Origin of the sequence: Vreelandella malpeensis, from assembly GCF_020622355.1 — a bacterium.
Taxonomy (GTDB): Bacteria; Pseudomonadota; Gammaproteobacteria; order Pseudomonadales; family Halomonadaceae; genus Vreelandella; species Vreelandella malpeensis.
In genome coordinates, this window is the sequence record NZ_WHVL01000007.1 from 91,578 (window position 1) to 110,040 (window position 18,463).

At 65.5% G+C, this 18,463-nt stretch carries 19 protein-coding genes; 8 read left to right on the forward strand and 11 right to left on the reverse strand.

Annotated elements, in window-relative coordinates:
* Positions 1–91: 91 nt before the first annotated feature.
* The 8 genes from rseP to rpsB all read right to left on the reverse strand — a co-directional run bounded on the left by rseP (position 92) and on the right by rpsB (position 7,602).
* Positions 92–1,450, reverse strand: coding sequence for an RIP metalloprotease RseP (gene rseP / locus GEV37_RS15335; RefSeq protein WP_227391143.1), 1,359 nt, complete (start codon positions 1,448–1,450; stop codon positions 92–94).
* 3 nt (positions 1,451–1,453) lie between these two features.
* The gene (ispC, locus tag GEV37_RS15340; protein ID WP_227391144.1) at positions 1,454–2,674 is read right to left on the reverse strand and encodes a 1-deoxy-D-xylulose-5-phosphate reductoisomerase; all 1,221 of its coding nucleotides are present in this window, start codon (positions 2,672–2,674) and stop codon (positions 1,454–1,456) included.
* Positions 2,671–3,492, reverse strand: a complete 822-nt coding sequence (locus GEV37_RS15345; protein ID WP_227391145.1) for a phosphatidate cytidylyltransferase — start codon at positions 3,490–3,492, stop codon at positions 2,671–2,673. The genes ispC and GEV37_RS15345 overlap by 4 nt, the downstream gene beginning before the upstream one ends.
* Entirely contained in the window at positions 3,485–4,270 is a 786-nt protein-coding gene (gene uppS / locus GEV37_RS15350; RefSeq protein ID WP_227391146.1) for a polyprenyl diphosphate synthase, read from the reverse strand. Before uppS ends, GEV37_RS15345 begins: the two co-directional genes overlap by 8 nt.
* An 85-nt stretch (positions 4,271–4,355) precedes the next feature.
* Complete coding sequence (frr, locus tag GEV37_RS15355; protein ID WP_227391147.1) at positions 4,356–4,913, reverse strand: ribosome recycling factor; 558 nt, start codon at positions 4,911–4,913, stop codon at positions 4,356–4,358.
* Between the two features lie 4 nt (positions 4,914–4,917).
* Positions 4,918–5,685: a UMP kinase gene (gene pyrH / locus GEV37_RS15360; protein ID WP_227391148.1), complete on the reverse strand. Its 768-nt coding sequence runs from the start codon at positions 5,683–5,685 to the stop codon at positions 4,918–4,920.
* Positions 5,686–5,798: 113 nt separating this feature from the next.
* The gene (gene tsf / locus GEV37_RS15365; RefSeq protein WP_227391149.1) at positions 5,799–6,668 is read right to left on the reverse strand and encodes a translation elongation factor Ts; all 870 of its coding nucleotides are present in this window, start codon (positions 6,666–6,668) and stop codon (positions 5,799–5,801) included.
* Positions 6,669–6,855: 187 nt separating this feature from the next.
* Complete coding sequence (gene rpsB, locus GEV37_RS15370) at positions 6,856–7,602, reverse strand: 30S ribosomal protein S2 (RefSeq protein WP_227391150.1); 747 nt, start codon at positions 7,600–7,602, stop codon at positions 6,856–6,858.
* A gap of 329 nt (positions 7,603–7,931) precedes the next feature.
* Between rpsB and map the strand changes: the two genes are divergently transcribed.
* The 7 genes from map (at position 7,932) to GEV37_RS15405 (ending at position 15,709) form a co-directional block, all read left to right on the forward strand.
* Positions 7,932–8,720 (forward strand): type I methionyl aminopeptidase, encoded by a 789-nt coding sequence (map, locus tag GEV37_RS15375; RefSeq protein ID WP_227391151.1) that lies wholly within the window; start codon positions 7,932–7,934, stop codon positions 8,718–8,720.
* Positions 8,720–11,410: a [protein-PII] uridylyltransferase gene (locus GEV37_RS15380; protein WP_227391152.1), complete on the forward strand. Its 2,691-nt coding sequence runs from the start codon at positions 8,720–8,722 to the stop codon at positions 11,408–11,410. Before map ends, GEV37_RS15380 begins: the two co-directional genes overlap by 1 nt.
* Before the next feature lie 109 nt (positions 11,411–11,519).
* Entirely contained in the window at positions 11,520–12,716 is a 1,197-nt protein-coding gene (dapC, locus tag GEV37_RS15385; protein WP_227391153.1) for a succinyldiaminopimelate transaminase, read from the forward strand.
* A gap of 33 nt (positions 12,717–12,749) precedes the next feature.
* The gene (locus tag GEV37_RS15390) at positions 12,750–13,097 is read left to right on the forward strand and encodes a Spx/MgsR family RNA polymerase-binding regulatory protein (protein WP_227391154.1); all 348 of its coding nucleotides are present in this window, start codon (positions 12,750–12,752) and stop codon (positions 13,095–13,097) included.
* A 41-nt stretch (positions 13,098–13,138) separates the two neighbouring features.
* Positions 13,139–14,164 carry a 2,3,4,5-tetrahydropyridine-2,6-dicarboxylate N-succinyltransferase gene (gene dapD / locus GEV37_RS15395; protein ID WP_227391155.1) on the forward strand — a complete coding sequence of 342 codons (1,026 nt, stop codon included), beginning with the start codon at positions 13,139–13,141 and terminating at the stop codon, positions 14,162–14,164.
* Entirely contained in the window at positions 14,151–15,323 is a 1,173-nt protein-coding gene (dapE, locus tag GEV37_RS15400; RefSeq protein WP_227391156.1) for a succinyl-diaminopimelate desuccinylase, read from the forward strand. Before dapD ends, dapE begins: the two co-directional genes overlap by 14 nt.
* On the forward strand, positions 15,320–15,709 hold the full coding sequence (locus GEV37_RS15405; protein WP_227391157.1) for a hypothetical protein: 390 nt from the start codon (positions 15,320–15,322) through the stop codon (positions 15,707–15,709). Before dapE ends, GEV37_RS15405 begins: the two co-directional genes overlap by 4 nt.
* Before the next feature lie 67 nt (positions 15,710–15,776).
* Here the strand turns inward: GEV37_RS15405 and GEV37_RS17000 are convergent, their stop codons facing one another.
* Positions 15,777–16,313: a cold-shock protein gene (locus GEV37_RS17000; protein ID WP_275951408.1), complete on the reverse strand. Its 537-nt coding sequence runs from the start codon at positions 16,311–16,313 to the stop codon at positions 15,777–15,779.
* Between the two features lie 168 nt (positions 16,314–16,481).
* Here GEV37_RS17000 and GEV37_RS15415 point away from each other — a divergent pair, with 168 nt between their 5' ends.
* Entirely contained in the window at positions 16,482–16,730 is a 249-nt protein-coding gene (locus GEV37_RS15415; protein WP_227391158.1) for a SlyX family protein, read from the forward strand.
* 44 nt (positions 16,731–16,774) lie between these two features.
* Here the strand turns inward: GEV37_RS15415 and GEV37_RS15420 are convergent, their stop codons facing one another.
* Both GEV37_RS15420 and GEV37_RS15425 read right to left on the reverse strand, forming a co-directional pair.
* Entirely contained in the window at positions 16,775–17,215 is a 441-nt protein-coding gene (locus GEV37_RS15420) for an acyl-CoA thioesterase (RefSeq protein ID WP_227391159.1), read from the reverse strand.
* Positions 17,216–17,245: 30 nt separating this feature from the next.
* Positions 17,246–18,436, reverse strand: coding sequence for a class I SAM-dependent rRNA methyltransferase (locus GEV37_RS15425; protein ID WP_227391160.1), 1,191 nt, complete (start codon positions 18,434–18,436; stop codon positions 17,246–17,248).
* Positions 18,437–18,463 lie beyond the last annotated feature (27 nt).

Genomic DNA, 18,463 nt, shown 5'->3' on the forward strand with positions numbered 1-18,463 from the left:
TCGCTCGCGTTGGTCTGCCGGTTTTTCCAAACAGGCACCATATACATTTGTGCAGGCGGATGACAAGGCATCCCACGCGCTACACGCGTCATTACCAGAGGCGCATCAGATCGAAGTAGAGAGCCATCACCATGAGCGTCCCTATCATGGCGAGCCCGATACGCAGTCCCATTGCCTGAGCTCGCTCCGACACTGGACGCCCACGTACGACCTCGATGAAATAGTAAAGCAAGTGGCCACCGTCGAGCACGGGAATCGGCAGCAGGTTCAATACACCCAGGCTGATCGAAAGGTAGGCCAGAAAGCCGACGAACGCTTCCATTCCCGCGCGGGCGGAGTCACCGGAAATCTGCGCGATGGTGATCGGCCCGGAGAGATTCGAGGGCGAGATCAACCCGACCAGCATCTTGCGTATCGCATCCACGGTGAGCACGATCATCTCGCCGGTGCGAGAGAACGCCTGCCCTACGGCTTCGAGCGGGCCGTAGCGAACCTCGCGCAAGAGCGCCTCGGGCCAGTCGACCGGCGTCACTCCTGCGCCAATGTACCCAACCTCGGCGCCGTTCTCCAGTGGTTTGCGTTGCGGCACCAGCGACAGCGCCATCGACGCGTCGTCGCGCTCGACGCCAAGTTCCAGCGTGCGACCGCCGCTTTCGCGAATGATCGAGACGAACGCCGCCCAGTCCGTCACCGGCGCGCCGTCGATGGAGACGATACGATCGCCGGGTTCGAGCCCCGCCTCGGCGGCGGCGTCGCCGTCGACCACCTGGCCGATCACCGCCGGCACGCTCGGCCGCCAGGGCATGAACCCCAGGCTCTCGAGCGGCTGGGGCGGGTCCTGACGGGCAAGATAGCTCTGCACCGGCAAGGCATAGTCGCGCGCCTGGCTCGCCCCTTCCGGGCGCGCCTCGACGGCAAGCTCGCCGCTGTAGCCGATCAGCGAGATGAGCTTGAGGTTGACCTCTTCCCAGGAGCGCACGGGATCGCTCTGGATCGCGGTGATCTCCGCGCCTTCGGGAAGGCCTGCCTCGTAGGCGGGGGAGTCCGGGGTGATATCGCCGACGATCGGCGCGACAGTGGTGGTACCCGCCACGAACAGCGCCCAGTAGGCCACCAGCGCCAGCAGGAAATTGGCGAGCGGCCCGGCGGCGACGATGGCGATGCGCGCCCAGACGCTCTTGCGGTTGAAGGCCTGGTCGAGCTGGTCCTCCGGCACCGGCGCCTCGCGCTCGTCGAGCATCTTGACGTAGCCGCCCAGCGGTATCGCGGCCACGGCGAACTCGGTGCCGTGGCGATCGGTCGTCGACCAGAACGGCTTGCCGAACCCCACCGAGAAGCGCAGTACCTTGACGCCGCAGCGCCGCGCCACCCAGAAGTGACCGAACTCGTGAAAGGTGACCAGCAGCCCCAGTACGACGAGCACTGCCAGGATGTTCTGCAAAAGTCCCACAGGCTACTCCTTTGCCGACGTGACGTCCGCTGCATGTTCGCTCTCGAGCAGGCTCTGCGCCTGCTCCCGCGCCCAGCGATCGGCGGCCAGAATCTCTTCGATAGTGTCCGCGCGGTGCTCGCAGGGCAGTGCCATCACGTCTGCCACCACCTGGGCGATGGCGCCGAAGGCGAGCTCGCCGGACAGGAAGGCCTCCACCGCGACCTCGTTGGCCGCGTTCAGCACCGCCGGCGCGCTGCCGCCGCGCTGCATCGCCTCCCGCGCCAGACGCAGGCAGGGAAAGCGCGCTTCGTCCGGCGCCTCGAAGTCGAGCCGTGCGATCTGGAAGAGATCCAGCGTCTCGACGCCCGAGTCGATCCGCTCGGGCCAGGCCAGCCCATAGGCGATCGGCGTGCGCATGTCGGGATTGCCGAGTTGGGCGATTACCGAGCCGTCGCTGTAGGCAGCCATCGAGTGGATCACGCTCTGCGGATGCACCACCACCTGGATCTGCTCGGGAGCGGCGTCGAACAGCCAGCACGCCTCGATCAGCTCGAGGCCCTTGTTCATCAGCGTGGCGCTATCCACGGAGATCTTGCGCCCCATCGACCAGTTGGGATGCGCGCAGGCCTGCTCCGGGGTAGCCACGGCGATCTCTTGCGCGTCCCACTGGCGAAACGGACCCCCGGAGGCGGTGAGCAGCAGCTTGCGAACGCCGTGACGGTCGAGCCCGCCGCGGTGGCGAGGCGGCAGACACTGGTAGATGGCATTGTGCTCGGAGTCGATCGGCAGAAGCGTGGCGCCGGAGCGCTCGACCGCTTCCATGAACAGCGCCCCGCTCATCACCAGCGCCTCCTTGTTGGCAAGCAAAATCCGCTTGCCCGCCTCGGCAGCGGCAAGCGCCGGCAGAAGCCCCGCCGCGCCGACGATCGCCGCCATCACGGTATCGACCCGCGCGTCGCGAGCCACGGCGCACAGCGCCTCGACCCCGTAGGTCACGGTGGTGGCGAGGCCCGCGCGGGCGAGTTCGGCCTCGAGCCAGGCGGCATCCGCGGCGGCGTCGAGCACCGCCACGTCCGGCCGGTGCGTCAGACACTGCTCGAGCAGCGTCTCCTTCGAGGTGTGGGCGGTCAGCGCATGCACCCGGTAGCGCTCGGGGTGGCGCTCAATCACGTCGAGCGTGCTTTTGCCGATAGAGCCGGTGGCGCCAAGTACGGTGATCCGCTGACGGGTCGAGGATGTCATAGCGCCGCCACCCGGGCGCTGAGCACCTCGATGAACAACAGCGCGAAGAGCGGGATGGCGGCGGTCAGGCTGTCGATGCGATCGAGCACGCCGCCGTGGCCGGGCAGCAGGTTGCTCGAGTCCTTGATGTCGCGAAAGCGCTTGAGCATGCTCTCGAAAAGATCACCGAGCACCGAGACGAAGGTGACCAGCGCCGTCATCAGCACGAGGATCACCCCGCCGCTCGCCCCCATCGGCTGCCAGAGGGCAAAGCCCACCGCCAGCACGAAGGTGGCCGTGAGCGCCCCGTACACACCCTCCCAGCTCTTGCCCGGGCTCACGCGCGGGGCGAGCTTGCGCCGCCCGAAGCGCCGCCCGGCGAAGTAGGCGCCGATATCGGCGCACCACACCAGCAGCAGCACGAACAGAAGCCACACCGCGCCGCTTTCGCGCAGCACGTTGAAGCCCACCCAGCAGGGCAGAAGCACCCAAAGCCCCATGGCCAGACGCATCGCCTGGCCCTGCCACTGCTCACGTTTGTCCGGATAGCGGCTCACCCAGTAGAGGTTGACCGCCCAGCCAAATGCGGCGAGCCACAGGGGCCAGGTGGCGAAGGCAGCCCCGCCGGCCCAGAGCGCGGCCATGAAGAGCGCCGTCAGGGCGACGAGCTTGAGCCGCGCCATCCGGTCTTGAACACCGGCCAGGTTGGTCCACTCCCAGGCGCCGAGCAGCACCACGCAAGCGGTGAACAGCGCAAAGGCGCCGCCTTGTAGTCCAAACAGGCCGATCAGCGTGACGGGAGCCAACCAGGCTGCTGTGATGATCCGCTGTCTAAGCACCTTGCGCCTCTATTTGTTCGTCGGTCATGCCGAAGCGTCGGCGCCTCGTGCAGAAGTCGTTCAGAGCGTGGTCGAACGCCGCCGCGCCGAAGTCCGGCCAGTAAAGCGGAGAGAAGTAGAGTTCGGCGTAGGCGAGCTGCCAGAGCAGAAAGTTGGAGAGCCGCTGCTCGCCGCTGGTGCGGATGCACAGATCCACCGGCGGCACGTCACTCACGTTCATGGCGCGATCCAGGCACGCCTCGTCGATCTCAACCGGGTCGAGCGTGCCCGCCGCCACCTCCTCGGCAAGCTGACGGCTGGCGCGAGCGATGTCCCACTGGCCGCCGTAGTTGGCGGCGATTACCAGATGCATGCCGGTGTTGTCGGCGGTCAGCGCCTCGGCGCGCTGAATATGCTTCTGGATGGCGTGGGAGAAGCCCTGCTGCTCACCGATGATCGAAAGGCGAATGTTGCGCTCGTTGAGTTTCTTGACCTCGCGCTTGAGCGCCATCAAGAAGAGCTCCATCAGCGCGTTGACCTCGGCGGCCGGACGCTTCCAGTTCTCGCTGGAGAAGGCGAACAGGCTCAACGTCTTCACGCCGCGTTCGGCGGCGCGCTGGATGACCGCGCGCACCGCCTCGACGCCGGCCCGATGGCCACGCACACCGGAGAGCCCGCGCGCGCGCGCCCAGCGGTTGTTGCCGTCCATGATGATGGCGACGTGCAGGGGGCTTGGCTCCCCGGCGAGAGAAGCGCGCGCGTCGCTTGGCGTACTGGCGGGAAACTGCGGCGACGTCATGGGTTCTCGCACCAACGTTCAGTCATAAATAGGCCATGCAGTCGCCCGGGTAGACGAATCTTCCCGGGCTGGGTGAAGAAGACGATCAGACCTGCATCAGGTCCTGCTCTTTGGCCGCCAGCGCCTTGTCGATCTCGGCGATGTACTTGTCGGTGAGCTTCTGGATCTCGTCCTCGCCCTGGCGCTGGTCGTCCTCGGTGATCTCCTTGTCCTTGAGCAGGGACTTGAAGTCGCCGTTGGCGTCGCGGCGCACGTTGCGGATCGCCACACGGGCGCTCTCGGCTTCAGCGCGGGCTTGCTTGATGTAGGTCTTGCGGGTCTCTTCGGTGAGCATCGGCATCGGTACGCGGATCACGTTGCCGGCACTCGACGGGTTGAGGCCCAGATCCGAGGTCATGATCGCCTTTTCGATCTTCGGCACCATGGGCTGCTCCCAGGGCGAGACGGTAAGGGTACGCGCGTCTTCCACGGTGACCGAAGCCACCTGGTTCAACGGCACCTGGCCGCCGTAGTACTCCACGGTCACCGCGTCCAGGATGCTCGGGTGCGCCCGTCCGGTACGGATCTTGTTGAAGTTGGTGTGCACCGCGTCGACGCTTTTCTTCATGCGCGTTTCGGCATCTTTCTTGATGTCGTTAATCACGTGTTCATCCTCTGTCTATCAGCGTGCCTTCCTTGCCCCCGACGACGAGGTTGAGCAAGGCACCAGGCTTGTTCATGTCGAATACCCGTACCGGCATGTCATGGTCACGCACCAGACAGATGGCGGTCAAATCCATCACGCCGAGCTTCTGCTCGAGGGCATCGTCGTAGGAGAGCTGGTCGTACTTGACCGCATCCGGGTACTTGACCGGATCCTTATTGTACACGCCGTCCACCTTGGTGGCTTTAATCACCACGTCCACGTCCACCTCGATGCCGCGCAGACACGCCGCGGAGTCGGTGGTGAAGAACGGGTTGCCGGTGCCGGCGGAGAACAGCACGACGTCGCCGGAAGTCAGGTAGCGAATGGCCGTGCGGCGGTCGTAGTGCTCCACCACGCCGCTCATGGGAATCGCCGACATCACCCGCGAGCGGATGTTGGAACGCTCCAGTGCATCGCGCATGGCGAGCGCGTTCATCACCGTTGCCAGCATTCCCATGTGATCGCCGGTCACCCGGTCCATGCCCGCCTCGTTGAGTGCCGCACCGCGAAACAGGTTGCCGCCGCCGATCACAAGCCCGACCTGCACGCCGATGCCGACCAGCTGGCCGATCTCGAGCGCCATGCGGTCGAGCACCGCCGGGTCGATGCCGAAATCGTGCTCGCCCATCAGCGCCTCGCCCGAGAGCTTGAGCAGAATGCGCTTGTACTTGGACTTCGACTTGTCCATCTTGCCGGCGAGGGCGTTGGCTTCTGGAACTTCACGTGACATGGCATCTCTCCACATAGCAAGGCAGGAATGCGCAGCGGACCCATTTGCAGGAGCCGGATACGCGAAGGCGTGCGCTTGCGCGCACGCCCGTTTTCGAACTGGAACCTATGACCTTAGCGACGGCCAGCCTGTTCCATGACTTCCTTGGCGAAGTCGACTTCTTCCTTCTCGATGCCTTCGCCTACTTCAAAGCGCGTGAAGCTGACCACTTCACCACCGGCCGCCTTGACGAACTCGGCGACGGACTGGTTGGGGTCCTTGACGAAGGGCTGCTCGGTCAGGCTGTTCTCGGCCAGGTACTTCTTGAGGCGGCCTTGAACCATCTTCTCGGCGATCTGCTCGGGCTTGCCGGCCATATCCGGCTGGGCCAGGATGATGGCCTTTTCCTGATCGAGCTGTTCCTGGGGCATGTCACCCGGATGTGCCACAGCAGGGTTGATCGCCGCCACGTGCATCGCCACGTCTTTCGCGACGTCAGTGTTGCCACCCTTGAGCACGGTCAGAACGCCGATACGGCCGCCGTGAACGTACTCGCCGACCAGGCCACCTTCGACGGCATTGACGACGACGGCACGACGCACGCCGATGTTCTCGCCGATCTTCTGGACCAGCTGCTCGCGCGCGGTCTCGATTTCACCGGCGGTCACGGCGGCCACGTCATCGCTCTTCGCCGCGTAAAAGGCGTCCACCACCTTGCTGGCGAAGTTGATGAAGTTGTCGTCACGGGCAACGAAGTCGGTCTCGGAGTTGATCTCGACCATCACACCGTAGCTGCCGTCCTCGGCCACGCGAGTGACCACGGTGCCTTCGGCGGCGGTACGACCGGCTTTCTTGGCCGCCTTGAGACCCGAGCTCTTGCGCAGGTTCTCGATCGCGACATCGATGTCACCATCGGCTTCGGTCAGTGCCTTCTTGCACTCCATCATGCCAAGGCCAGTACGTTCGCGCAGTTCTTTAACCTGCGAGGCGCTGATAGCTGCCATGAGAATTCACCTCTGAAAAGATGCTTGAGAGTTAAACACGCTACACGCTAACAGGGCTTCGTGACCCTTTCACGGGAGCGCGGCGCCGGCTTCAAGCCCGGCGTGAATCTGCCCGCCAAGCGGGAAAAAGGGGGCCGGGGCCCCCTTGACGCAATGCGACGCGACTGCCGCCGCATCCGTCGACGCCTTACTCGGCGGCGGCTTCGGCGGAAGCCTGCTCGTCGGTCACTTCGACGAACTCGTCCGGACGACCTTCCTTGGCACGACCACACGCATCGGCGATCGCCTTCACGTAGATCTGGATCGCGCGGATGGAGTCGTCGTTACCCGGAATGACGTAGTCCACGCCATCGGGGTTGGAGTTGGTGTCGACCACGCCGATGACCGGGATGCCCAGCTTGTTGGCTTCGTTGATCGCGATACGCTCGTGGTCGACGTCGATCACGAACAGCGCGTCCGGCAGGCCGCCCATGTTCTTGATACCGCCGATGGAGCGCTCGAGCTTCTCCTGCTCGCGCGTGGCCATCAGTACTTCTTTCTTGGTCAGCTTCTCGAACGTACCGTCTTCGCGCATGGCTTCAAGCTCGCGCAGACGCTTGATGGACTGGCGAATGGTCTTGAAGTTGGTCAGCATGCCGCCCAGCCAGCGATGGTTGACGAACGGCTGGTTGACGCGATTGGCTTCTTCTTTGATGATCTTGCTGGCGCTGCGCTTGGTACCAACGAACAGAATCTTGTTGTTGGACGACGCCATCTTCTCGACCACGTCGATCGCTTCGTTCAGCGCCGGCAGGGTGTGCTCGAGGTTGATGATGTGGATCTTGTTGCGCGCGCCGAAGATGAACTTGCTCATCTTCGGGTTCCAGTACTTGGTCTGGTGACCGAAGTGGGCGCCCGCTTTGAGCAGGTCACGCATATTGACGTGTTGTGCCATGGTAAAACTCCTGAAACTCGGGTTAGGCCTCCACGCACCCCATGGATCCGACCGGTGGACTCAGCGCCATCAAAGCACCTTGCGAGGCCAGCGGCACCCGGGACCATGTGCCGGTGCATGTGTGTTTTCAAGGCTTGCTGTTCGGCGCCGCTTCTGGCGACGCCCTCAAATGAGCCTGACCGCCGTCTTTATTCCGCCGGGACGGGATCGAAGATTGCAGTAAAGCGCGCGGCTTTATACCATAGATCATTGCCAAGATGAAGCCGCACCCGCCGAATTCGGGCCACTTTGCGGCTTCTCGCCGATTCAACACGCCATATCGAGACTTCATGAACGTTCCCATCAAGACAGCGGAAGAAATCGAGAAAATGCGCGAAGCCGGTCGCCAGGCGGCGGCGGTTTTCGAGATGATCACCCCCTTCGTGACCGCCGGCGTCAGCACCGGCGAGATCGACAAGCGCTGTCACGACTTCATCGTCAACGAGCTCGGCTCGGTGCCCGCCACGCTCGGCTACCACGGCTACACCCACTCCTCCTGCACCTCGATCAACCACGTGGTGTGCCACGGTTTCCCGGACTTCGATAAGGCCCTGAAGAACGGCGATATCATGAATCTGGACATCACCGTGAAGACGCCGGACGGCTACCACGGCGACTCGAGCATGATGTTCGTCATCGGCGAGACCATCCAGGGCGAGCGGCTCTGCCGCGTGACCCAAGAGTGTCTCTACAAGAGCATTGCCGAGGTCAAGCCCGGCGTTCGCCTCTCGCAGCTTGCCAGGGTGATCCAGAAGCATGCCGAAGGCCACGGCTACTCGGTGGTGCGCGACTTCTGCGGCCACGGCATCGGCGCGGACTTCCACGAGGACCCGCAGTTTCTGCACTACGACGGCTACGCCCCCTCCGCCGACATCGCGTTAGAGCCCGGCATGTGCTTCACCATCGAGCCGATGATCAATGTGGGTGGCTACAAGACCAAGGTGCTGCGCGATGGCTGGACCGCCGTGACCAAGGACAAGAGCCTCTCTGCCCAGTGGGAGCACACGCTGCTGGTCACCGAGACCGGCGTCGAGGTGCTGACCGCGCGCAGCGACGAAGACTTCAGCTTCTTGAACTGATGCTTCTCCACCACCACCGGTTCGAGCCGGACACCACGCTTTTCGACCTCGCGGCGTTTCGCGCGGAACTCGCCGGCTCCCGCTCCCCCATCGCGCCGTTCAAGGCTGCGCTCAGGGAGATCCAGGCGCGGCTCGACGAGCGCTTTCGCGCCGGCAGTGACATTCGCGACCTGGTGCGCGGGCGCGCCTGGTATCTCGACCAGCTTCTGGCGATCGCCTGGGAGCGCCACGCCTGGCCGGACGACGGGATCGCCTTGATCGCCGTCGGCGGATACGGGCGCGGTGAGCTGCACCCGCACTCCGATGTCGATCTTTTGCTGCTGCTGGAGCAGGACGACGACAGCGCCTACCGCGAGCCGCTCACCGCCTTCGTCACCTTCCTGTGGGACATCGGCCTCGAGATCGGCCACAGCGTGCGCTCGCTGAATGACTGTGAGCGCGAGGCGAACGCCGACGTCACGGTGATCACCAACCTGCTCGAATCGCGCCTCATCAGCGGGCCCGAGCGGCTGCGAAACGCCATGCGCGAAAGGCTCTCGCCGGAGCACATCTGGCCAGCGGATCGCTTCTTCGAGGCCAAGTGGCAAGAGCAGATCAGCCGCCACTACCGCTACAACAACTCCGAGTATCACCTCGAGCCGAACCTCAAGAGCTCGCCGGGCGGGCTTCGCGACATCCAGATGATCGGCTGGGTGGCCAAGCGTCACTTCGACACCGAGCAGTACGTCGACATCGTTGCCCGCGGCTTCATGAACGACGCCGAGCTTCGAATCCTGAGCCAGGGCCAGGCATTTCTGTGGCAGGTGCGCTACGCGCTGCACATGCTCACCGACCGCGCCGAGGATCGCCTGCTGTTCGATCATCAGCGCACCATCGCCGAGATGTTCGGCTTCAAGGACACGCCGGAGCGACTCGCCGTCGAGCAGTTCATGAAGCGCTACTACCGCCACGTGACGGCACTCGCCGGGCTCAACGACATGCTGCTCCAGCACTTCGACGAGGTGATCCTGCGCGCGCGCGCGAAGCTCGAGACGGTCACGCTCAACGAGCGCTTCGAGACCAAGGGCGGCTACATCCAGGTACGCTCGCGAACGCTTTTTCGCGACCACCCCGAGGCGATGCTCGAGCTGTTTTTGCTGATGGCCCGGCACCCCGAGATCGAGGGCGTGCGCGCCGATACCATCCGCCTGATTCGCGATCATCGCCACCAGATCGACGACCACTACCGGGAGGACCCGCGCCATCAGCGCCTGTTCATGGCGATCCTGCGCGCGCCGGGCAACGTGCCGCGCCAGCTCAGACGCATGAATCGCTACGGCATCCTCGGCAAGTATCTGCCGGAGTTCGGCCGCGCGGTGGGGCTGATGCAGCACGACCTGTTCCATATCTACACCGTCGATGCCCACACCTTGCGCCTGCTCAAGTTCCTGCACGGGTTCAGAAAGCCCGAGGCGCGGGCGGACTTCCCGGTCGCGGCCACGTTGATCCACCAGCTGCCCCGGCTCGACCTTTTGTGGATCGCCGGTCTCTTCCACGATATCGGCAAGGGGCGCGGCGGCGATCACTCGGAGATCGGCGCGCTCGACGTCGAGCAGTTCTGCCGCCGCCATCACGTCTCCCAGCACGATACCAACCTTGTGAGGTGGCTGGTGGAGCACCATCTCTTGATGTCGATGACCGCGCAGAAGCGCGACATCAGCGACCCGGACGTCATTCGCGACTTCGCCCGCGTGGTGCGCAACGACACCCGGCTGGATTATCTTTACGTGCTCACCGTGGCGGACATCAACGCCACCAACCCGACGCTGTGGAACGGCTGGCGGGCGTCGCTTCTGCGCCAGCTCCACGCCGAGACCAAGCGGGCGCTGCGCCGCGGACTCGAGAATCCGCCGGATCGCGACGACTGGGTGCGCGAGACCCGCTGTGAGGCGCGCTCGCTGCTCTCGAGCCTGGGCGTCGATCGTCGCCAGATCGATGCGCTGTGGAAGTCCCTCGGCGAGGACTACTTCCTGCAGTACGCGCCGAGCGAAATCGTCTGGCAGACCCAGGGCATTCTTGCTCATCAGAACCTCGCCCACGAGGGCTCGACGCTTCCACTGGTGCTGATCAGCGCGCCTACCGAGGACATGGCCGAAGGCGGCACCAAGGTGTTCATCCACACCCGCTCGGTGGATGACCTGTTCGCCGCCACCGCCGCGGCCATGGAGCAGCTGGGGCTGTCGATCCACGATGCACGCATCGCCACCTCCCACAACGACTGGACGCTCAACACGTTCATCGTGCTCGACAGCCACGGCCAGCCGATCCGCGAGCCGGCTCGCATCGAGGAGATGCGCCGGCACCTGGTCGAGGAGCTCGACGACCCGGACGACTATCCGGAGATCGTCACCCGCCACACGCCGCGCCAGCTCAAGCACTTCAAGGTGCCCACCGACGTGCTGATCGAGCAGGACCCGGCCAACGAGCGCACCCTCCTGGAGCTCACCGCCCCCGACCGCCCGGGGCTTCTGGCCCGGGTCGGGCGCATCTTCATGGAGCAGGACATCGCGCTCTCGGCGGCCAAGATCGCTACCCTCGGCGAGCGGGTCGAGGACGTCTTCTTCATCACCACCAAGGCCGGCGAGCCGCTCACCGATCCGGCGCGCCAGCAGGAGCTGCGTCAGCGGCTGATCGAGGTGCTGAGCGTCTGAGCGCCAGGCAAGCCCCTAGGCGCGGGTTTGAGGTGCCCGGAGGGCTTGCTTATAATCGCTGACTCACTCGACGCGCCTTCGCGCGGCCCGGCCCATCGACGGACACACCATGAACCCCGATCTCAACGCCCTGCACCCCTATCCGTTCGAGAAGCTCTCGGCGCTGAAAAAGGGCCTGACCCCGCCCGCCGGGCTCGACGCCATCGCCCTGACCATCGGCGAGCCGCAGCACGCCCCGTACCCGGAGGCGCTGGCAGCCCTCGTCGCCCACCAGCACGAGATGGCTCGCTACCCGGCGACCAACGGGCTCCCCGAGCTTCGTCAGGCCATCGCCGACTGGGCGGTATCGCGCTTCGCGCTCGACGCCCTCGATGCCGAGCACGAGGTGATCCCGGTCAACGGCACCCGCGAGGCGATCTTCGCCTTCGTTCAGGCCGCCCTCGACCGCACCCGCGCCGCCAAGGTGGCGGTACCCAACCCTTTCTACCAGATCTACGAAGGCGCCACGCTCCTGGCCGGCGGCACGCCGCTGTATCTCGACTGCACCGCCGAGAACGGCTTTCGCCCGGATTTTTCCGCGGTGAGCGCGACGACCTGGCAGGACGTGCAGATCGTGTTTCTGTGTTCGCCGGGCAACCCGACCGGCGCAGTGACCACGATGGACGAGTTCAAGGCACTGATCAAACTTGCCGACGAGCACGATTTCATCATCGCCTCGGACGAGTGCTACTCGGAGCTCTATCTCGACGAGGCCGCACCGCCCCCGGGGCTTCTGCAGGCCTGCGCCGAGCTCGGCCGCGGCGACTTCCGCCGCTGCGTGGTGTTCCACTCGCTCTCCAAGCGCTCGAATCTGCCGGGGCTTCGCTCCGGGTTCGTGGCTGGCGACGCCACGCTTCTCGCTCCCTTCAAGCGCTACCGCACCTACCACGGCTGCGCGATGTCGCTGCCGGTTCAGCGCGCGTCCATCGCGGCCTGGCAGAACGAGGCGCACGTGCGCGCCAATCGCGACGCCTACCGTGAGAAGTTCGCGGCGGTGACTAAGGTACTGGCGCCGGTGATGGATTTTCCCGCCCCAGAGGCGAGCTTCTATCTATGGCCCGCCGTGCCCGGTGGCGACGACATCGCCTTCACGAAGCGGCTCTATCGCGAGGAGCACGTAAGCGTTCTCCCGGGAAGCCTCATGGGCCGCGACAACGCCCAGGGCGTCAATCCCGGTGCCGGGCGCCTGCGGCTGGCGCTGGTAGCGGAACTCGAGCCGACGCTCGAGGCGGCCCGGCGCCTGCGCCGCATGATCGAGCGCGGCTAGAGCGCCCACTACCACGACGCCCGCGGAGGCACCATGCTGACACTCTACAAGATCGACACCTGCGACACCTGCCGCAAGGCGCGCCGCGCCCTCGACGAGAAAGGGCTGGCCTACACCACCCACGACCTGCGCAAGGATGGGCTGTCGGCGAGCCTGCTTGAGCACATCCTCGAGCAGGTACCGCTCTCGAAGGCGATCAACAAGCGCAGCAAGACCTGGCGCGAGCTCTCCACCGAGCAGAAGGAGAGCCTCGACGCCACCTCGGCACGCCGGCTGCTGCTCGAGCACCCGACGCTGCTCAAGCGCCCGCTGCTCGAACTCGACGGCCAGACCCTCTTGGTCGGCTATCAAGAGGGTGACTACGACGACCTCGCCCCGTAACCGAACACCTCCCCACTGATGATTTGAAAGGAAGACGCTTTATGCTGAGCTTCGCGCTTGGAATCGGCACGCAAAACACCCAGGGCGACTGGCTGGAAATCTACTACCCGGCCCCGCTTCTCGCCCCCGACGCCGCCCTCGTGGCCGCCGCGCAGCAGGCGCTCGACGCCCCGGCCGGCACCCAGGCAGTCAGCTTTCTGCCCGAGCAGTGCCGGGCGCTGGCAGCGGCGCTTGGCGAGGCTGGCCACCCCGAGCAGGCGGCCATCGCCGAGGCGTTTGCCGAGAGCAAGCGCCCGCTGGTGGCCATGTTCATCGACACCGACCAGGCGCCGCAGAGCGTGCCCGAGGTGTATCTCAAGCTGCACCTGTTGTCGCATCGCCTGGTCAAGCCCCACGGCATCGACCTGACCGGCATGTTCGGCCTGCTGCGCAACGTCGCTTGGTCGAGCGAAGGCGCCATCGACATCGAAGAGCTGCCCGAACGCCACCTGAAGGCGCGCCTGGCGGGCCGCCCGCTCTCCGTGGACTGCGTCGACAAGTTCCCCAAGATGACCGACTACGTGGTACCCACCGGCATTCGCATCGGCGACACCGCCCGCGTGCGCCTGGGAGCGTATCTGGGCGAAGGCACCACGGTGATGCACGAAGGCTTCGTCAACTTCAACGCCGGCACCGAAGGCCCGGGCATGATCGAAGGGCGCATCTCGGCGGGCGTGTTCGTCGGCAAGGGGTCGGATCTCGGCGGCGGCTGCTCGACCATGGGCACACTCTCCGGCGGTGGCAACATCGTCATCAAGGTGGGCGAAGGCTGCCTGATCGGTGCCAATGCCGGCATCGGTATTCCGCTCGGTGATCGCTGCACCGTTGAAGCGGGGCTCTACGTCACCGCCGGCACCAAGATCACCTTGCTCGACGACGCCAGAAACGAGGTCAAGACCGTCTCCGGGCGCGAGCTCGCTGGCCAAAACGATCTGCTGCTGCGCCGCAACTCGCAGACCGGCCGTGTGGAGTGCCTGACCAACAAGAGCGCCGTGGCGTTGAACGAGGCGCTGCATGCCCATAACTGAGCCCACGGGCTTGTCGCCGACCCTGGCGCTGGCCTTCGATCTGTTGAGCCGCGCCTCGGTCACGCCGGACGACGAGGGCTGCCAGGCGGTGCTGATCGAACGCCTGGCGGCGCTCGACTTCCACATCGAGCGCCTGCCCTTCGGCGACGTGGAGAATTTCTGGGCGGTGCGCGGCCACCACGGCCCGGTGCTGGCGTTTGCCGGCCACACCGATGTGGTGCCGAGCGGCCCGCACACGAGCTGGGAATTCCCGCCGTTCTCGCCCTGCATCGATGACGCCGGCATGCTGTGCGGACGCGGCGCCGCCGACATGAAAGGCAGCCTTGCGGCGATGGTCACCGCCGTCGAGCGCTTCGTCGAGCGCGCCCCGGAGCACGACGGGCGCATCGCCTTTCTGATCACCTCCGACGAAGAGGGTCCGGCCATCGACGGTACCCGTGCGGTGGTCGAGCATCTGCGCGAGCGCAACGAGCGCCTGGATTACTGCATCGTCGGCGAACCCTCCTCTACCGCCACGCTTGGCGACGTGATCAAGAACGGTCGGCGCGGCTCGCTCGGCGGGGTGCTGCACGTCAAGGGCGTGCAGGGCCATGTCGCCTACCCGCACCTGGCGAAAAACCCCATCCACCAGGCGCTGCCGGCGCTCGAGGCGCTGACCCGCGAGCACTGGGACGCGGGCAACGACTTCTTCCCGGCGACCAGCTTCCAGATCTCCAACTTTCGCGCCGGCACCGGGGCCACCAACGTGATTCCCGGCGAGATCGAAGTGGTGTTCAACTTCCGCTACTCCACCGAGGTGACCTGCGAGCAGCTTAAGGCGCGCACCGAGGCGATCCTCGATGCCCACGGGCTCGACGCTCACATCGACTGGACGCTCAATGGCGAGCCGTTTCTCACCGCCGAGGGCGCGCTGGTCGATGCCGTGATGACCGGAGTGGAAGCGGTCACCGCGCAGCGTCCCGCGCTCTCGACCAGCGGCGGCACCTCGGACGGGCGCTTCATCGCCACGCTCGGCGCCCAAGTGGTCGAGCTCGGCCCTTTGAACGACACCATCCACAAGGTGAACGAGCGCGTACGCGCCGAGGATCTCGAGTCGCTCAGCCGCATCTACGAGGCCACGCTGGAAGCACTGTTCACACCGGCAGGGAGCACGCCATGAGCGAACGCTTTCCGGACATCGAGGTGTATCTGAAAACCGTCGACCAGCACACCCTCGAGGCGTGGCTCGGCCAGACGCTTGCCACGAGTGCCCTGGCACCGGCGGGCAAGGGCAAGTGGAAGACACGCGGGCGACACCTCGATCACGACGTGCCAATCCTGCTGGTGGAGAAGGCCGCCGACGGCTTCGCGAGCCTCTGGTTCGACAGCCCCCACACGCCCTGGGAGGACGACCGCGCCTGCGCGCAGGCCGTCGCGAAGGCCTTGGGCGTGGAAGTGCGCTGCTCGCTGGGCGGCTGGCACCCGGGCGACGACCCCGACGCCTTCTGGCAGGTGCTGGCGGACGGTCGCGAGCAGGCGATCACCTGGCCGGACTCCGGGCGCTGAGCGACGCCCCAACGACATCGGCCCCGCAAAGCGGGGCCGATGGCAGGGAGCGAGTCGTCTAAGCGAACTACGATTCGATAATGCTCACGTCGTCGGCCTGCAGGCCGCGGTCGTTCTGGATCACGTGATAGCGCACGATCTGGCCCTCAGCCAGCATGCGCGGGCCACGGCCACGAATGGCGCGAAAGTGGACGAACACGTCCTCGCCATTATCGCGAGTGATGAAGCCGTAGCCCTTGTTGGTATTGAACCACTTCACCTCGCCCTCTTCGCGCCCGTCGTTGGGGTCGATCACGTCCTCGGGCTCCTCGTCCACCATCGCGGCCGGCTGGCGAGCGGCGGGAACCGCACGCGCGTACTCGGCGGCGACGACCACCGGTGGCGCAAAAGCGGCCGCCGCGAGCGTGCCGACCAGCAGCATGATGAAGCTACCCAGCGCCACGGCGACATACACACCCGCCGTGCCGATGATGGCGAGTTCCGACAGCCACTGCTCGGCAAGCGGTGCGTCGGTCAGATGAACGAGACCGGCCAGCAGCAATGGCGTGGGCGCGGCGAGCAACACACTGATCAATAAACAGCGAACAACAACTTTTGGGTTCATAGATGTTAAAAGCTCTCTTGTTGTAGAAGTACCAAACAAAGGAAAATACTCGAAGCGATTATAGCAACCCCTCTCATTGGCGATAAATGCTGATGCGAACTCGATTTAAACCACACGCCGGGCAGGCTCGTTCACACCGAGCCTGCCCGACGAGGAAACGATCTTACCATGCCCGATCACGCCACGCCTGCCACGCTCGACCAACGTCTCGAGGCACTGGAAACCAGGCTCGCCTACCAGGAGCACTGGCTGGATACCCTGGATCAGGCCGTCGCCCAGCAGGAGCGCCGGCTCGACAAGCTCGAACAGCTCAGTGCCCTGATGCGCGAACGACTGCGGGAGCAGCACCAGGCCCTAAGCGCCCAGAACGATGGCGGGGCACATCGCCTGGAAGACGACGTACCTCCGCACTATTGATCTGTCGGTGAGGTTTACAGCGACATCGAGCGCGGTTTATCAGATCACTCGGACTCGTCCACCACGGCTGCGCCGTACAGGCGCCGGTACTCCTCGGGCAGGCGCTTGGGTCGGCCGGTGGAGAGTGCCACGCAGGCAAAGCGCGTGCGGGCGGCGAGCAGCGTGCGGGCCTCACCCGCGCGCTTGAGCTCGAATCGCCGGGTGAGGCTCGTGCGTCCGTCGCAGGCGACAATCCAGGTGGCCAACACCAGCGCGTCACCCGCAAAGGCCGGAGAAAGGTAGTCGAGCTCGTGGCGATGTACCACCATCGCCCGATCGAGCGCCCGATAACGGGCCAGATCCAGCCCCAGCGCCTCGGAGTGGGCCCAACTGATCTGCTCGACCCAGCGCAGGTATTCGCCGTTGTTGACGTGTCCAAAGGCGTCGATCGCCGACTCCTCGACGACGATCTCGAGCGTGAAGGGCGTCGGCAGACCCCACTCCATGGGTACTCCTTGCGGGCTCATAGGGCAGGATCAGTCGCGGTAGACGCGCACGCCCAGCGCCTTGAGGTAGGCGGTTTCGGGAATCGCCGGATGCACCGGGTGATCCGGCCCCTGGTGGCCCTGGAAAATGAGCTGGCCGTGGCGGTCCTGGTGGCGCACTGCGCCGCGCACCACGTCGACCAGCCGGTCGTGCGCCAGGTGCATCGAGCAGGAGGCCGACAGCAGCAGGCCATCGCGGCCCAACAGGCGCATCGCCTCGCGGTTGAGCCGTGCGTAGGCGCGCTCGCCGTTGGGAATGTCCTTGCGCTTCTTGATGAACGCCGGCGGGTCGAGGATCACCACGTCGAACTGCTCGCCGTCGGCCTTGAGCGCGGCTAGCGCCTCGAAAGCATCGCCTTCGCCGATGGCGACCTGCTCCTGCACACCGTTGAGCTCGGCGTTGCGCGCCACCTGCTCGAGCGCCTTGCTTGATGCGTCCACGCAGAGCACCTCGGAGGCGCCGCTGGCCGCCGCCTGCACGCCCCAGCCGCCCACGTAGCTGAACACGTCCAGCACCCGCTTGCCCGCCACCTGGGCGTTGAGCCAGGCGCGGTTGACGCGGTGGTCATAGAACCAGCCGGTCTTCTGGCCGTCGAGCACCGGCACCGCGAAGCGCACGCCGTTCTCCTCGATCAGTACCTCGTCGGGGAGCACGCCCTTGGCGACTTCGACCTGGGCCTCCAGCCCCTCCTGGCGACGCCCGCCGGTATCGTTGCGAAACACGATCACCTCGGGCTTGATCACCTTCTCGAGCGCGTCGACGATCTCGTCGGCCAGCGCCTGCATACCAGCGGTGTTGAGTTGCACCACCAGCACGTCGCCGAAGCGGTCGATGACCAGCCCCGGCAGCAGGTCACCCTCGCCGTGGATCAGGCGGTAGAAGGGCTTGTCGAACATCCGCTGGCGCAGCGCCAGCGCCTGGTTGAAGCGGTGGACGAACAGCGAGCGGTCCAGGCGCATCTCCGGATCACGCGACATGATGCGCGCGCTGATCAGGGAGTGCGGGTTCACGTAGGCGACCCCCAGGGCCTTGCCGTTGGAGGCCTCGATCAGCGCGGCCTCGCCGGCGGCGAACTCCTTGAGCGGGGTCGCCTTGGTATCCACCTCGTTGGAGTAGATCCAAAGATGCCCCGCCTTCAGGCGGCGATCGGCATTCTTGTTCAAGCGCAGGCGTTGGGTCACAGGTCTCTCCAAAAGCATCGGCAAAGC

Excerpts from the sequence above, each read along its gene's own strand:
- GEV37_RS17000 (WP_275951408.1), bottom strand. The coding sequence starts at position 16,313 with ATGAACCCAAAAGTTGTTGTTCGCTGTTTATTGATCAGTGTGTTGCTC.
- dapE (WP_227391156.1), top strand. The coding sequence starts at position 14,151 with ATGCCCATAACTGAGCCCACGGGCTTGTCGCCGACCCTGGCGCTGGCC.
- GEV37_RS15380 (WP_227391152.1), top strand. The coding sequence starts at position 8,720 with ATGCTTCTCCACCACCACCGGTTCGAGCCGGACACCACGCTTTTCGAC.
- dapD (WP_227391155.1), top strand. The coding sequence starts at position 13,139 with ATGCTGAGCTTCGCGCTTGGAATCGGCACGCAAAACACCCAGGGCGAC.
- pyrH (WP_227391148.1), bottom strand. The coding sequence starts at position 5,685 with ATGTCACGTGAAGTTCCAGAAGCCAACGCCCTCGCCGGCAAGATGGAC.
- rpsB (WP_227391150.1), bottom strand. The coding sequence starts at position 7,602 with ATGGCACAACACGTCAATATGCGTGACCTGCTCAAAGCGGGCGCCCAC.
- GEV37_RS15420 (WP_227391159.1), bottom strand. The coding sequence starts at position 17,215 with ATGGAGTGGGGTCTGCCGACGCCCTTCACGCTCGAGATCGTCGTCGAG.
- map (WP_227391151.1), top strand. The coding sequence starts at position 7,932 with ATGAACGTTCCCATCAAGACAGCGGAAGAAATCGAGAAAATGCGCGAA.
- tsf (WP_227391149.1), bottom strand. The coding sequence starts at position 6,668 with ATGGCAGCTATCAGCGCCTCGCAGGTTAAAGAACTGCGCGAACGTACT.
- uppS (WP_227391146.1), bottom strand. The coding sequence starts at position 4,270 with ATGACGTCGCCGCAGTTTCCCGCCAGTACGCCAAGCGACGCGCGCGCT.
- GEV37_RS15415 (WP_227391158.1), top strand. The coding sequence starts at position 16,482 with ATGCCCGATCACGCCACGCCTGCCACGCTCGACCAACGTCTCGAGGCA.
- GEV37_RS15405 (WP_227391157.1), top strand. The coding sequence starts at position 15,320 with ATGAGCGAACGCTTTCCGGACATCGAGGTGTATCTGAAAACCGTCGAC.
- GEV37_RS15390 (WP_227391154.1), top strand. The coding sequence starts at position 12,750 with ATGCTGACACTCTACAAGATCGACACCTGCGACACCTGCCGCAAGGCG.
- dapC (WP_227391153.1), top strand. The coding sequence starts at position 11,520 with ATGAACCCCGATCTCAACGCCCTGCACCCCTATCCGTTCGAGAAGCTC.
- ispC (WP_227391144.1), bottom strand. The coding sequence starts at position 2,674 with ATGACATCCTCGACCCGTCAGCGGATCACCGTACTTGGCGCCACCGGC.